The organism is Plantactinospora sp. B5E13 (genome assembly GCF_039871775.1).
Classification (GTDB): Bacteria; Actinomycetota; Actinomycetes; order Mycobacteriales; family Micromonosporaceae; genus Plantactinospora.
On record NZ_JBDPLT010000009.1, the window covers coordinates 189,540 to 203,146 of the forward strand.

General features: G+C 72.0%; 9 protein-coding genes. 2 read left to right on the forward strand and 7 right to left on the reverse strand.

Annotated elements, in window-relative coordinates; translation table 11 throughout:
- Nucleotides 1-5: 5 nt before the first annotated feature.
- The 6 genes from ABGB05_RS11415 to ABGB05_RS11440 all read right to left on the reverse strand — a co-directional run bounded on the left by ABGB05_RS11415 (nt 6) and on the right by ABGB05_RS11440 (nt 8,224).
- A complete protein-coding gene (locus ABGB05_RS11415; RefSeq protein ID WP_347653216.1) occupies nt 6-221 on the reverse strand; it encodes a LuxR C-terminal-related transcriptional regulator in 216 nt (71 codons plus the stop codon).
- A gap of 109 nt (nt 222-330) precedes the next feature.
- Nucleotides 331-1,389, reverse strand: a complete 1,059-nt coding sequence (gene rhaS, locus ABGB05_RS11420) for a rhamnose ABC transporter substrate-binding protein (protein ID WP_347653217.1) — start codon at nt 1,387-1,389, stop codon at nt 331-333.
- A 125-nt stretch (nt 1,390-1,514) separates the two neighbouring features.
- Complete coding sequence (locus ABGB05_RS11425) at nt 1,515-2,573, reverse strand: ABC transporter permease (protein WP_347653218.1); 1,059 nt, start codon at nt 2,571-2,573, stop codon at nt 1,515-1,517.
- Nucleotides 2,563-3,624, reverse strand: a complete 1,062-nt coding sequence (locus ABGB05_RS11430; protein WP_347653219.1) for an ABC transporter permease — start codon at nt 3,622-3,624, stop codon at nt 2,563-2,565. Before ABGB05_RS11430 ends, ABGB05_RS11425 begins: the two co-directional genes overlap by 11 nt.
- The gene (locus ABGB05_RS11435) at nt 3,621-5,177 is read right to left on the reverse strand and encodes a sugar ABC transporter ATP-binding protein (RefSeq protein ID WP_347653220.1); all 1,557 of its coding nucleotides are present in this window, start codon (nt 5,175-5,177) and stop codon (nt 3,621-3,623) included. Before ABGB05_RS11435 ends, ABGB05_RS11430 begins: the two co-directional genes overlap by 4 nt.
- A gap of 257 nt (nt 5,178-5,434) precedes the next feature.
- Entirely contained in the window at nt 5,435-8,224 is a 2,790-nt protein-coding gene (locus tag ABGB05_RS11440) for a family 78 glycoside hydrolase catalytic domain (protein WP_347653221.1), read from the reverse strand.
- A 133-nt stretch (nt 8,225-8,357) separates the two neighbouring features.
- Between ABGB05_RS11440 and ABGB05_RS11445 the strand changes: the two genes are divergently transcribed.
- Nucleotides 8,358-8,945 carry a hypothetical protein gene (locus ABGB05_RS11445; protein ID WP_347653222.1) on the forward strand — a complete coding sequence of 196 codons (588 nt, stop codon included), beginning with the start codon at nt 8,358-8,360 and terminating at the stop codon, nt 8,943-8,945.
- A gap of 31 nt (nt 8,946-8,976) precedes the next feature.
- Here the strand turns inward: ABGB05_RS11445 and ABGB05_RS11450 are convergent, their stop codons facing one another.
- Entirely contained in the window at nt 8,977-10,263 is a 1,287-nt protein-coding gene (locus tag ABGB05_RS11450) for an endo-1,4-beta-xylanase (protein ID WP_347653223.1), read from the reverse strand.
- Nucleotides 10,264-10,443: 180 nt separating this feature from the next.
- Between ABGB05_RS11450 and ABGB05_RS11455 the strand changes: the two genes are divergently transcribed.
- Nucleotides 10,444-13,512 (forward strand): S8 family peptidase, encoded by a 3,069-nt coding sequence (locus ABGB05_RS11455; RefSeq protein WP_347653224.1) that lies wholly within the window; start codon nt 10,444-10,446, stop codon nt 13,510-13,512.
- Nucleotides 13,513-13,607 lie beyond the last annotated feature (95 nt).

Consider the following 13,607-nt stretch of genomic DNA (forward strand, 5'->3'; position numbering starts at 1 on the left):
GCCGATCAGAGCAGACCCCGGCGGACCGCCCAGACCACCGCCGAGATCGGCGCCGGCACCCCGAGCCGGTCGCAGATCGCCCGGACCCGCCGTCGGACGGTCCGTTCCGACGTACCGAGCCGCCGGGCGACCGCCTCGGACGAGAGTCCGTCGGCCAGCAGCCGGAGCAGGATGAGTTCCTGGTCGTCCAGGGCTTGACGTCGCACGGTCGGTACGGTCACGGCCCACTCCTCACTCTCGGCCCGGCGGCCGGGCGGACGACGACGGCCGGTCCGGGTGCCACCCGCCGTCCGTTCTCCGGCGACGGACGGGTCGCACCCGGACCGACGGTCAGAAGTTGAACTGGTCGATGTTGGCGGAGTCGAAGACCGTCGGCGGGCCGAGGACCACCACGCCGTCCGGGCCGACCGTGTACTCGCCGAGCTTGCCGGCGGTGAACTTCTCGCCCTCCTTGCCGGTGATGATCCCGGAGGCGAGCGCGGCACCGGCGTAGGCGGCCAGGTAGCCGAGGTCGGCCGGGTTCCACAGCGCGAAGCTTTTGACGGTGCCGTCCTTGACGAAGTCCCGCATCTGGTTCGGGGTGCCGAGGCCGGTCAGCGCGACCTTGCCCTTGTACTCCGAACCGGAGAGGTAGCGGGCCGCCGCCGCCACTCCGACGGTGGTCGGCGAGATGATCCCCTTCAGGTCCGGGTACGACGCCAGCAGTCCCTGGGTCTCCTGGAACGACTTCTGGTCGTCGTCGTTGCCGTAGACCGTGGTGACCAGTTCGATCTTGCTGTACTCGGGCTTTTTCAGCTCGGTTTTCATCAGCTCGATCCAGGCGTTCTGGTTGGTCGCGTTCGCGGTCGCGGAGAGGATCGCGACCTTGCCCGCACCGCCGATCGCCTCGGAGATCAGCTTGACCTGGTTTTCCGCGATGCCCTGCCCGGTCACCTGGTTGACGAACAGGTCGCGGCAGTCCTTGTTGGTGTCGGAGTCGAAGGTGACCACCTTTGCACCACCCTGCCGGGCCTGGTTGACCGCGCCGCAGATCGCGTTCGGGTCGTTGGCCGACACCACGATCACGTCGCTGCCCTGCTGGCTCAGCGTGTTCAGGTAGCTGACCTGCGAGGAGGCGCTCGCCTCCGACGGGCCGACCTCCTTGTACTCGCCCTTGAACTCCTCGACCGCCGCCTTGCCCCCGTTGTCGGAGACGGTGAAGTACGGGTTGTTCACCTGCTTGGGCAGGAACGCGACGTTCAGGCCCTCCTTGATGGTGGTGCCGCCACCACCGTTGGAGCCACCCGCGGTGGAGCCCTCGTCGCTCGCGCAGCCGGCGCTCAGCAGCAGCGCCGTGCACGTGGCCAGGGTGACGCCGAGGCGGAGAGCCGGGGATCGTCTGACAGTCATCGCGGGTCCTTTCTCGACGGACCGCCGCGCCCTCGCGGGTCGTACGGTCCGGCGTACGGAGAAGGTGCTGGCTGGGTGGGGCGGGGTGGGGCGTACCGGCGTGGGTGGCCGGAGGCGGCGTGGGGTCAGGCGCCTGGCGCGCCGGTGACCGGGGTCGGAGCGGATCGGGACGGGGTGGCCCGGGGTGCGTCGGGTCGTCGACGGCGGAGCCGGGCCCGCAGCATCGCCGCCGCGTTCGGGCCGACGACGGAGAGGATGAGCAGGGTCCCGGTGACCACGGTCAGGGTGTCGGCCGGTACGTCGGCGAGCTGCAGCGCGCTGCGCAGGGTCATCAGCAGTAGCACCCCGGCGACCACACCGACCAGGGTGCCCCGGCCGCCGAAGATGGAGACCCCGCCGAGCAGCACCGCCGCCACCACCGTGAGTTCGAGGCCGGCCCCGTTGTCGGCGCGGGCGCTGGCGTACCGCATGGTCCAGAAGACGCCGGCCAGGGCGGCGACCGCGCCGGTCAGCACGTACAGCCAGAATGTGGTCCGGGCCACCGCGATGCCGGAGAAGCGGGCGGCCTGCTCGTTGTTGCCCATCGCGTACAGGCCACGCCCGATCGGGGTGGCGTGCAGCAGCACGGCGAACCCGACGGCGAGTACGGCGAGCACCAACACCACCCACGGCACCGTGGTGCCGGGCAGTGGTCGGATGGCGCCGCCGGTCCAGCCGAAGGGGAAGTCGGCGACGGCCCGGTCGCCGAGCACCACGTAGGCGAGGCCGCGGTAGAGCGCCAGCGTGCCGATCGTCACCGCCAGCGACGGCAGCCCGAAGCCGGCGATGAACAGCCCGTTCACCGCGCCCAGCAGCGCGCCGAGCAGCACCACGAGCGGCAGGATCAGCGGCAGCGGCAGCCCGGTGAGCCAGAGCTGGCCGAGTACCGCGCTGGCCAGGCCGAGCACGCTGGCCACCGAGAGGTCGATCTCCCCGGTGATGACGACCAGGGTCATCGGCAGGGCGATCAGCAGGATCGGTACGACGTCGAGCAGCAGGAAGCCCCAGAAGCGCGCGGTGGCGAACCCCTCGACGAGTACCGACGCACCGACGACCACCAGTGCCAGGAGCACGACCACCAGGACGTCCCAGCTGCCGAACGCGGAGAACCAGCGGGCCGGCCGGCCCGCCCGGTCAGGCGCCACGGGCTCTCCTTTCCCGAAGACGGTGGGCGATTCGCGCGGCGAGCGCCCGGTCCATGCCGATCGCGGCCAGGATCAGCGCGCCGACCACGGCCTGCTGCCAGAACGGGTCGATCCGCAGCACCGGCAGCGCGCTGCCGATGGTGCTCAGCAGGACGGCGCCGAGCGCGGCCCCGTACACCGAGCCGCTGCCGCCGAAGATCGCCACGCCGCCGACCACCACGGCGGCGACCACGTTCAGCTCGATGCCGGTGCCGGCCGCCGCGTCGAGGGTGCCGAACCGGGCCGCGTACAGCACCCCGGCCAGTCCGGCGAGCCCGCCGCTGACCACCAGCGCGCCGAAGACCCGTCGGCCGACCGGGATGCCGTGCAGCCGGGCCGCCGCCGGGTCGGACCCGATCGCGTACAGTTCCCGGCCGCTGCGGTACGACTGCAGGTAGAAGCCGGCGGCCAGCAGCACCGCGACGGCGAACAGGGCGAGCACCGGTATCCCGAGCAGGGTGGCGGTGCCCAGGCTCTTGAAGCCCCGGGGCAGGTCGGCGGCGTTGATCTGCTGGCCGGCCGCCCAGGAGTAGTCGACGCCCCGGAAGACGTAGAGGGTGCCGAGGGTCACCACCAGCGCGGGGACCCGGGCGACCGCGATCAGGGCGCCGTTGACCACGCCGCAGAGCACGCCGACGCCGACCCCGGCGAGCAGGGCGAGGACGATCGGGGCGTCCGGCATCGCCAGGAAGAGTTTGCCGGTGGCGAACGCGGAGAGCCCGAGCACTGAGCCGACCGAGAGGTCCACGTTCCGGGTGATGATGACGATCGCCTGTCCGACCGCCAGTACGACCAGGATGGTGGCGCCGAGCAGCAGGTCCTTGCGGCCCTGCCCGGAGACGAAGCGCGGGTTGACCGCGGTGGTCACCGCGACCAGCAGCACCAGGGCGAGGCCGATGCCGAGTTCCCGGGCCATGAAGATCCGGTGGGCGGCCGAGCTACCGTCGCGTGGCGGCTCCGATGGCCGGGGCGGCGTCTCCGGCGTCGCACCGGAAGTGGTCGTGGCGGTCACGCCGCTCCTCCCCGCCGGTCGGTGCTGATGCCGGTGGCCGGCGACCCGGTGGCGCCGGTGGCGGCCAGCATCACGGACTCCTCGTCGGCGGCGTCCCGGGTCAGTTCCCGGACCAGCCGTCCCTCGTGCATCACCAGGACCCGGTCGGCCATGCCGAGCACCTCCGGCAGTTCACTGGAGACCATCAACACCGCGACGCCGTCGGCGGCGAGCCGGGACATCAGCCGGTGCACCTCGGCCTTGGTCCCGACGTCGATGCCCCGGGTCGGTTCGTCGACGATCAGCACCCGGGGCTCGGTGGCGAGCCACTTGGCCAGCACCACCTTCTGCTGGTTGCCGCCGGAGAGCGTGGAGACCGGATCGGTCAGCCGGCCCGCCTTCACCTGGAGCCGGTCCGCCCAGGTCCGGGCCGCGTCCCGTTCGGCACGTCGGCCGAGCAGCCCGAACCGGGCCAGCGGCCAGCGTCGGGTCAGGGTCGCGTTCCGTTCGACCGACAGTTCCATCACCAGGCCCTGCTGCCGCCGGTCCTCCGGCACCAGGGCGAGGCCGGCGGCGAGCGCCGCAGCCGGTCGGCCCCGGGGCAGGCGTACGCCGTCGACCCGCACCTCACCCGCGTCGTACGGGTCGAGGCCGAACAGGGCCCGGACGACCTCGCTGCGGCCGGCGCCGACCAGTCCGGCGAGCGCGACGATCTCACCCCGGCGCACCTCGAAGCTGACGTCGGAGAAGACCCCGGTCCGGGTCAGGCCCCGGACGCTGAGCACGGTCTCCCCGACCGACGTCTCCTGCTTCGGGAAGAGCTGGGAGATCTCCCGGCCGACCATCCGGCGGACCACCTGGGCGGTGTCCAGCGCCGAGACCGGATCGGTGGAGACCCACCGGCCGTCCCGCATCACGGTGATCCGGGCGGCGAGCGCGAAGACCTCCTCGAAGCGGTGCGAGATGAACAGGATGGCGGCGCCGGCCTCGCGCAACGAGCGGACCACCGCGAACAGCCGTTCCACCTCGACCCCGGAGAGCGCGGCGGTCGGCTCGTCCATCACCAGCACCCGGGCGTCGAAGGAGAGCGCCTTGGCGATCTCCACCAACTGCTGGTCGGCGATGGAGAGTCCGCGCGCGGGACGGTCCGGGTCGAGGTGTACGCCGAGTCGCCGGAACAGGTCGGCGGCGCGCCGGCGCATCAGGGCGGTGTCGATCCGGCGGAGCCCGCGCAGCGGTTGCCGGCCCATGAAGATGTTCTCCGCGACCGACAGGTCGGGAAAGAGCGTCGGTTCCTGGTAGATCACCGCGATGCCGGCGGCGCGGGCGTCGGCGGGCCCGGTCAGTCGCAGTGGCGCACCGTCCAGGGTCAGTACGCCGTCGTCGGGCTCGTGTACCCCGGCCAGGATCTTGACCAGGGTGGACTTGCCGGCGCCGTTCTCGCCGACCAGCGCGTGCACCTCGCCGGCCCGCAGTTCCAGACGTACGTCGACCAGGGCGTGCACCGCGCCGAACGACTTCCGTACGTCCGACATGGTCAGCAGCACCGGAGCGTCTTCTTCCCGTTCGGGCACCGAGCCCTCCAGCCTGAAACGTTTCAGTCCACTGTGATGAAGACGGTAAATCGCCGTTTCGGGACCGGTCAAGCGTTTCGGCTCGATTACCCAATCGTTACCTGCCGGACTCTCGCGAGATCCGAAACCGGAAGAGCCCTTCCGGTGCGCAACGACGCGCACCGGAAGGGCCCTGGTCAGGATCCCGGCCGCCAGCCCGCAACGGCGGCGGTCAGGATCCCCGCCACCGAACCGCGACGGCGGCGGCCGGCGTCCGACTACCGGGGTTGGAAGGTCGACCGGCCGGAGCCGACCTCGAAGACCGCCCGCCCGTCCCGGACCCCGAGGTAGCTCGCCCGCCCCGGACCGGACACCCGGTACGACGTACCGGCGGTGACCGGGAGGGCGACCCGGGCGGTGACGTTGACCGGCACCTCGACCTCGATCCGCAGGCCGCCGCCGGTCCGCCGCCAGTCGACGGAGACCGGGCCACGCTGGGTCGGCACCGTGCCGGCGGCCCGGCCCAGCCCGGTCGCCGGGGGCACGACGTCGACCCGGGCCGCTCCCGGGCTGGCCACCCGGACCCCGAGCAGCGTCTGCTGCACGTCGACCAGGGCCTGCGCGCCCCAGCCGTGCGACTGACTGAAGTTGCTGCCCGGGTCGAGGGTCCACGCCTCCCAGGTGAAGGTGCCGCCCTGGGCCAGGATGTTCGCCCAGCCCAGGTCATCCGGGTTCGTCAACAGCTCCAGTACGGCGTCCGGCCGGCCCGCGTCGGTCAACGCCTGCAGCAGCCAGTGCGCGGTCATCGGGCCCTGCCGCATCCCCAGCCCGGCGAGGTACGCCGCCAGCGCCGGCCGGTCCGCCGCCGGCGCCACCCCGTGCGCGATCGCGTACGACGTGCTGTGCTGCCCCGCGTGCCCGCTCTGCTCCCCGGTCACGGAGAGTCCGTCCACGTAGACCCCGTCGGCCCGACGCAGCCGCTGGTTCATCGTCTCGACCAGCGCGTCGGCCCGGTCGGCGTACCCGGCCACCTCGGCAGCCGGTCGGCCGAGCGCCTGGCCCACCCACGCCACGGTGCGCAGCACGTCCACACCCTGGGCGTTGATGCTGGTCCGGGCGGCGGCGGTCATGTCGTAGCCGAACCGGCCGGGCTCCGGCCAGTCGACGATCCCGTACTGGTAGGCGCCGCTGCCCCCGGAGAGCTGGGTGACCAGGCCGGCGGTCGGTCCGGAGGCCGGGATGTGTCGCAGCACGTAGTCGGCGGTGTTCCGGATCGCCGGGTACGCCTCGGCGAGCAGTCCGGCGTCCCCGGTCTCCTGGTAGTACCGCCACACCCAGTCCACGAACATCAACGAGTAGTCCGGGATGTCCCGCTTGCCGTCGCCGTTCGGATAGACCGCGTTGTACCGGCCGAGATCGTTGCCGGTGGTCCAGAACCGTTCGGCGGAGCGCAGGAACTCCCGGATCGCCTGCTGGGTGGCGTCCCGCTCGCCGAAGCCGCTCATCGTCGCGTACGAGATGTCGGCGGCGTCGCCGAGGAACTGCCCCTTCTCCCGGGTCGGGGTGTCGACGAACGCCTCCTGCACGGAGTAGATCGCCGACCGCTTGAGCAGCTCCCAGACCGCGTCGAGGGTCCGGTCCGAGCTGCGGAACGTCGCCTCCCGACCGGTCGGGACGTCGGTGTGCACCAGCACCGCCGAGACGTCGTCCCGGCCGATCGGCTCTCCCGCGCCGGGAATCTCGAGGTAGCGGAAGCCGAGATGGGTGAAGGCCCGGAACTCCTGCGGTCCGTCCTTCTGCAGGTACGGGAAGCTCAGGTCGGTGCCCTGGGAGAGCAGGGTGTCGGTGGCCACCCGACCCGCCCCGGTCAGGTTGTAGCCGGCCCGGATCGCCACCTCCCGGCCGGCGACCCCGGCGTCGAACCGGACCACCGGGCGGGCCGGGATCACCACGCCGAAGTCGGCGACCACGGTGCCGTCGGCGGCGGTGGTCAGCGCCACCGGTCGCACCGTCGTCTCGGCGAGCCGGGTCTCCTGCCCGATCAGGTGCGGGTACGTCGCGACCGGATGTGCGCCCAGCACCTCGGCCGGGGCCCACGGCGCGGCGCTGTCGTCGTAGCCGGGTCGGGTCCAGCCGACCACCTCGGCCCGGGCGTCCTGCCGCTCGACCCGGTCACCCTCACCGTTGCGCCGGGCGGCGCCGTTGACGAACAGGGTGTCCCGGTTAACCCGCCACGTCCCGTCGGTGCCGAAGACCTCCCGGGAGCCGTCCGCGTGTTCGACGACCAGCTTGAGCAGCAGACCCCGGGCGCCGGCCGGGCGGCCCTGTCCGCTGCCGTACCAGTGGTAGCGGACCGCGATCGCGAGCGGCTCGCCGGCCTCCACCAGTCCGGTGACGTCGGCGGCCTGGTAGTAGTCCTCGCCGGGGTAGCCGAACGAGGTGCCCCGGTCGGCGCGCCGGCCGTTCAGGTACAGCTCGTAGGTGTGGTCGGCGGCGGTGTAGACCCTGGCCCGGACCACCCGGCCGCGTGCGGGGCGGACCTCGGTGCGGGCCAGGGTGTAGTCGTCGGCGTCGCTGGTGGTGCGCCGGATCCAGCTGGCGCCCTCCCACTCGCTGTCGGAGATGCCGGTCTCGAAGGCGCCGCTGGCCGGCGGGGAAACCTGGCCGGTGCGGTCCCAGGTCCGGACCGTCCACCGGTACGCGCTGCCGGAGCGCAGAGCCGGGCCGCCGTACGGCACGTACGACTGCTGTCCGGAGCGGACCTTGCCGGAGTCCCAGACCAGCCGACCGGCCGCCTCGGCGACGGTGATCCGGTAAGCGGTCTGCGTCTCGTCCGGGTCACGGTCCCGGGGCAGCCAGCCGAACCGGGGTGTCCCCTCGACGTTCAACGGGTGGTCCCGGTCGTCGACGGTGAGGTCGGCGGGGGCCAGCGGCGCGTGACCCCGCCGGTCCGGGATGTGGGCGCCGCCGGCCGCCGCCGGGGGTACGCCGGTGAGAACGGTCCCGGCGACGAGTACGCCGGTGACGACAACTGCGGTCCGGAGGCGTGCGGATCGTCGGCGTGTCATGTCGCTCCTCGCGCTCGACCTGCCTGAATCGTTTCAGGCAGGTTACGTCCGAGGTGGACGACCGGGAAGCCGATCGACGTGACCGAATCCGGCGCGGCACGGAACCTTGCCGGTGCCGGTTACCGTCGTCCTCGTGATCCGGTCCAGCGTCGTACGGGGGACGGCCCTCGCCGCGGCACTCACCCTGTTGCTCGTCCCCGCCCTGCTCGGCTGCTCGGCTGGACGATCCGGTCCGCCGGAGCCGCCCGCCGAACCGACGACACCGTCCGAACCCGTACCGGTCGAATTCGACGTGCCGAGCGGCTTCACCGACACCGACGACTACCGGATCGCCGTACCGCTGCACCCGGTACGGACCACCCGATGGGTGGTGCCGGCCGGCACCCGGGGTCTCGACGTCATCGCGGTCACCTCGTACCTGCTCGACGCCGACGTCTCCGTCGAACCGGACGACCGGTTCCCGGCCCGGCTCGCCGGCTACGCCGACAAGGTCGCGGCGATCAGCGCCACGCCGCCGGTCCGGACCACCGTCGCCGGCCATCCCGCCTGGCAGCAGAGCATCGTCCAGCCGGACGACCGGGAGCCGTTCCGCTACGACGCCACCTTCGTCTTCGCCGGACACTTCATGGTCCAGGTGATCTGCCAGTACGACCAGCGGCCAGAACAGATCAGTGCCGCATGTCAGGAGGTCCTCGACACGCTCCGACTGGTCTTCGTCTGAACCGCCCGACCGACCGGGCACGCCGCCCGCCTCACAGTGACACGTCGAGGCGCACCTCACCGGGGGTGTCGAGCCGGAAGGTCGCGGACCGACCGGCGGCGCCGACCTCGTACTCGCCGAGGAAGCCGGTGAGCCGTACCCGGCCGTCGGCGTCGGTACGCAGTGTGGTCGGCGGCAGCCACCAGTCCCCCTTGACCAGTGCGCGCAGCGCGTCGTACGACGGTTTCGGGCTGCCGTCGGCGCGGACGAACCCGCCGGGTGCGCCGAGCCAGCCGCCGTCCGCGATCCCCCAGTACGTCATCGCCTCGACCGAGGGGTGTGCCAGCAGGGTCCGGTAGTGCCGGACGATCTCGTCCGCCTGCCGTTCCTCCCCCTCCGGGGTGCTCGGCCACTCGTCGACCTGGTGGTCGTTGAGGTCGACGATGTCGGCCGGCATCAGCTCGCCGGAGAGGATGGTGGTCTCGGTGAAGTGGATCGGCAGGCCGTACCGGGAGAACCGGTCGAGGATGGCGAGGGTCTTCTCCTCACCCCAGTAGCCCTGGTGCATGTGGCTCTGCAGGCCCAGCGCGTCGATTTTGATGCCCGCCTCCAGCACGCCCTCGATCAGGCACTCGTACGCGGCGGACATGTCGAAGTCGTTGAGCAGCAGGGTGGCGCCGGGGTTCGCCTCCCGGGCGGCGTCGAAGACGGTCCGGATCAGCGGGATGCGTCCCATCTCGCGGCAGATCCGGGTGAGGCCGTTGTCGTACTTGTCGAAGATCGGCATGATCACGACCTCGTTGATCACGTCCCACATGTCGATCACACCGGCGAAGTCGGTGACCTCACGGCGGACCCGGTCCACCTGCGCCCGGACGATCTCCTCGTTGGAGAGGTCCAGCAGCCAGTCGGCGCTGACCGTGTGCCAGGCGAGCGGGTGCCCCTTGACCGGGCAGCCCCGCTCGGTGAACCAGCGGGCGGTGTTCCGGACCCGCTCGGTGTCCGGCCGGCCGCGATCCGGCTCGAACCGTCCCCAGTAGAACGGCAGGGTCGCGAAGTTGAACAGGTCGAACCAGAGTTCGGCGAGCCGTTCGACCGGCGCCGCGTCCGCCTCGCCCAGCGAGCCCTGCCCACCGCCCGGCCCGACACCCGGCGTCGCGGTCAGTTCGCCGTTGGCGAGCGGGATGAACTCGAACCCGGTGCAGCCGAAGAGAAATCGGTGGTCGCGCTGCGCCACCACCACGTCCTGGTCGGCGAGCGGAACCCCGCCCGAGGTCACGGTCAGCGTGGCGTCCGCGGCACGGGTCCGGCGGATCGCCGGGTCAGATTCGGAGAACATCGAGGAATCCTCGCACGATCGCCCCGGGCCGGGCGAGGGCAGCGACTGTCGGACCGTAACCGGTGTTCAACGGGCTTGTGATCCAGGTAACGAGTGCTTCTCAGCGGTCCGTAGTTGATCTTACATTTCGGCGGCCGCCACCACCTGTGACTGTCGGCCTCGACTGTGGAGGACAACCACGTGCCACCCCTGACAACAACCCAACCCGGCCGAGCAGCACGGGGGCGGGTCAGCATCCTGGCCACCACGGCCCTGCTCGCGGCGGGTCTGGTCGGCGCATCGGCGGCGAACGCCGCGGCGGCGCCCCCGACCAGCAACGGGCCGGTCGCCCGTTACCTCGTCCAACTCGACGAGGAGCCACTGGCCACCTACCCCGGAGGACTACCGGGGCTGCCGGGGACCCGGGCGGCGGAGGGCGGCCGGCTCAACCGCGGCTCCGGCGACGCCCGGGCGTACCAGGAGCACCTGCGGCAGAGGCGGGACGCGGTGCTGACCGGCGTCGGGGTACCCGCCGACCAGGTCAAGGGCACCTTCGACACCGCCTTCAACGGCTTCGCCGCACGCCTGTCCCCCGCCCAGGTGGTCCGGCTGCGGGCCACTCCCGGCGTACGTGCCGTCTACGAGGACGTCCAGGTGCACACCCACGCCTCGTACACGCCGGACTATCTCGGGCTGACCGGCGGGACGGGTGTCTGGGAGCGCCAGTTCGGCGACGCCCGGCACGCTGGCGAGGGCATGATCATCGGGGTGATCGACAGCGGCTTCTGGCCGGAGAGCGCCAGCTTCGCCCCGCTGCCCACCCCGCGCCCGGACCAGGCGGTCATCGACGCGAAGTGGAAGGGCACCTGCGACGTCGGCATCGAGGCGCCGATCACCTGCAACAACAAGGTGATCGGCGCCCGCTGGTACGCCGGGCTCGCCGACGCCTTCCCCGACGAGTACTCCTCACCCCGGGACCGCAACGGACACGGCACCCACACGGCGAGCACCGCGGCCGGCAACCACGGGGTGCCGGCCTCGGTCGCCGGCCAGTCCCTGGGCGAGATCTCCGGCGTGGCGCCGGCCGCCCGGTTGGCGATCTACAAGGCGCTGTACGACACCGGCGCCGGCTCGGCGACCGGCAGCTCGACCGACATCGTCCAGGCCATCGACGACGCGGTCGCCGACGGTGTGGACGTCATCAACTACTCGATCGGTGACGACAACGAGCGGTACACCGCGATCGAGCAGGCGTTCTTCAACGCCGCCGCGGCCGGCGTCTTCGTGGCGGCGGCGGGCGGGAACGCCGGCCCCGAGGCGAGCACCATCGACAACTCCGTGCCCTGGGTGACCACGGTGGCGGCGAGCACCATCGACCGGCAGCACAGCCGCACGCTCACCCTCGGCAACGGCAGGCAGGTCACCGGCGTGGGTATCGGAGCGGCCGCTGCCGGCCCGGCACCGCTGGTCTCGGGCAGGGCGAGCGCCCTGCACCCGGACAACCCCGGCGACGCCGAACTCTGTGTGGACGGCGCGCTCGACCCGGCCAAGGTCCGCGGCGCGATCGTGTTCTGCCTGCGCGGGGTCGTCGACCGGGTCGCGAAGAGCGCCGCGGTGGCGAAGGCCGGCGGCATCGGCATGGTGCTCTACAACGACGGGGTGAACTCGCTGGACGCCGACACCCACTCGGTGCCCACCGTGCACATCCTCGACACCGACGCGCCACCGGTCGCCGCGTACATCGCACAGGGTGGGGCGACCGCGACGATCTCGGCGGGACACCTGACCACGGTCGAGGCTCCCCAGGTCGCCGGCTTCTCCTCGGCGGGTCCGTCCCTCTTCAACCGCAGCGACCTGCTCAAGCCGGACATCAGCGCGCCCGGCATGGCGGTCGCCGCCGCGTTCTCCCCGGCGACCGGCGGGCAGGACTTCGCCCTCGAGTCGGGCACGTCGATGGCGGCCCCGCACATCGCCGGCCTCGCCGCCCTGCTCCGGGCCAAGCACCCGACCTGGTCACCGTCGGCGATCCGCTCGGCGATGATGACCACCGCCGTGGACACCACGGACCGGGGCAACCGGATCAAGCTCGGGGACGCCCCGGCGACGCCGTTCAACTACGGCGCCGGCGAGGTCCAACCGGGTGACGTCTTCGATCCCGGGCTGGTCTACGACTCCACCGAGCAGGACTGGCGCAAGTACCTGTGCGGGCTGGCCGCGAAGGGGGAGTTTGTCCCGACCGACGGCTGTGACACCACCGGCGCGATCGCGACGAACCAGCTCAACTACCCGTCGATCTCGATGGGCAACATGGTGGGCACCCAGACCGTGACCCGTACCGTCACCAACGTCAGCGACCGGGCCGGCACCTACACCTCCGACGTGCGGGCCCCTGCCGGTTACGCGGTGAAGGTCACCCCGGCGACGTTGCACGTGCCGGCAGGGCGGACCGCGACCTTCGAGGTGGAGATCACCAACCGGTCCGGCGCCTTCGGCACCTGGGCGGACGGTGCGCTGACCTGGCGTGACAAGTCCGGCCACCAGGTCAGGATCCCGCTGGTCGTCCACAACACCGGGCTGATCACACCCGACCAGATCACCGGCACCGGCACGGCCGGCAGCTTCCCGATGACCGCCCAGGTCGGCTACCGGGGCACGCTGGCCGCCCAGGTGATCGGCCTGACCGACGGCACCGCCACCACGACCACCCTGCACGGCGACGCGCCGATCTGGGACTCCCGGTCGCCGGAGAACCTGCCGGTGCCGCTGCCGGCGTCGATCCACCGGAGCACGGTGCACGTACCGGCGGGCACGGTGAACCCGCAGATCATGGTGACCGGTCAGGCTCCGGGCTGCACCGAGATCGACTGGGGCGCCGACCCGCTGCCGCCCTGCGCCGACTACATCGTCGACGTGTACGACCACACCAACACGGTCGTCGCCACCAGGTACGGCAGCCGGGACGGCGCCATCGTGGCCCTACCCGGGGTCGGGGACTACACACTGGTCGTCGAGCAGCTGTACACCCTCAACATGCCGGCCGGCCAGGAGGACAACACCTACACCGTCACCACCCTGCTGCCCGGCCAGCCCGGCAGCTCGGACGGCAGGCTGACCATCGATCCGAAGAAGCGCACGGTGATGGCGGGCGCCACCGCGAACCTGACGCTGCGCTGGGCCGGGCTCACCCCGGGCCGGCTCTACGTCGGCGCACTGGTGGTAGGCGACGGCAAGGACACGCTCAAGACCCTGCCGATCACGGTGCGGTCGTAACCTGACCCTGCCCCGCGACGTCCGGACCCACCCACGGGCGGTTCGGGACGTCGCGGGGCGGGGGCCTCCCGTCGGCCGCCGCCCGGGGTCCGCCG

Coding starts and splice junctions, on each gene's coding strand:
- rhaS (WP_347653217.1), bottom strand. CDS start 1,389: ATGACTGTCAGACGATCCCCGGCTCTCCGCCTCGGCGTCACCCTGGCC.
- ABGB05_RS11440 (WP_347653221.1), bottom strand. CDS start 8,224: ATGACACGCCGACGATCCGCACGCCTCCGGACCGCAGTTGTCGTCACC.
- ABGB05_RS11450 (WP_347653223.1), bottom strand. CDS start 10,263: ATGTTCTCCGAATCTGACCCGGCGATCCGCCGGACCCGTGCCGCGGAC.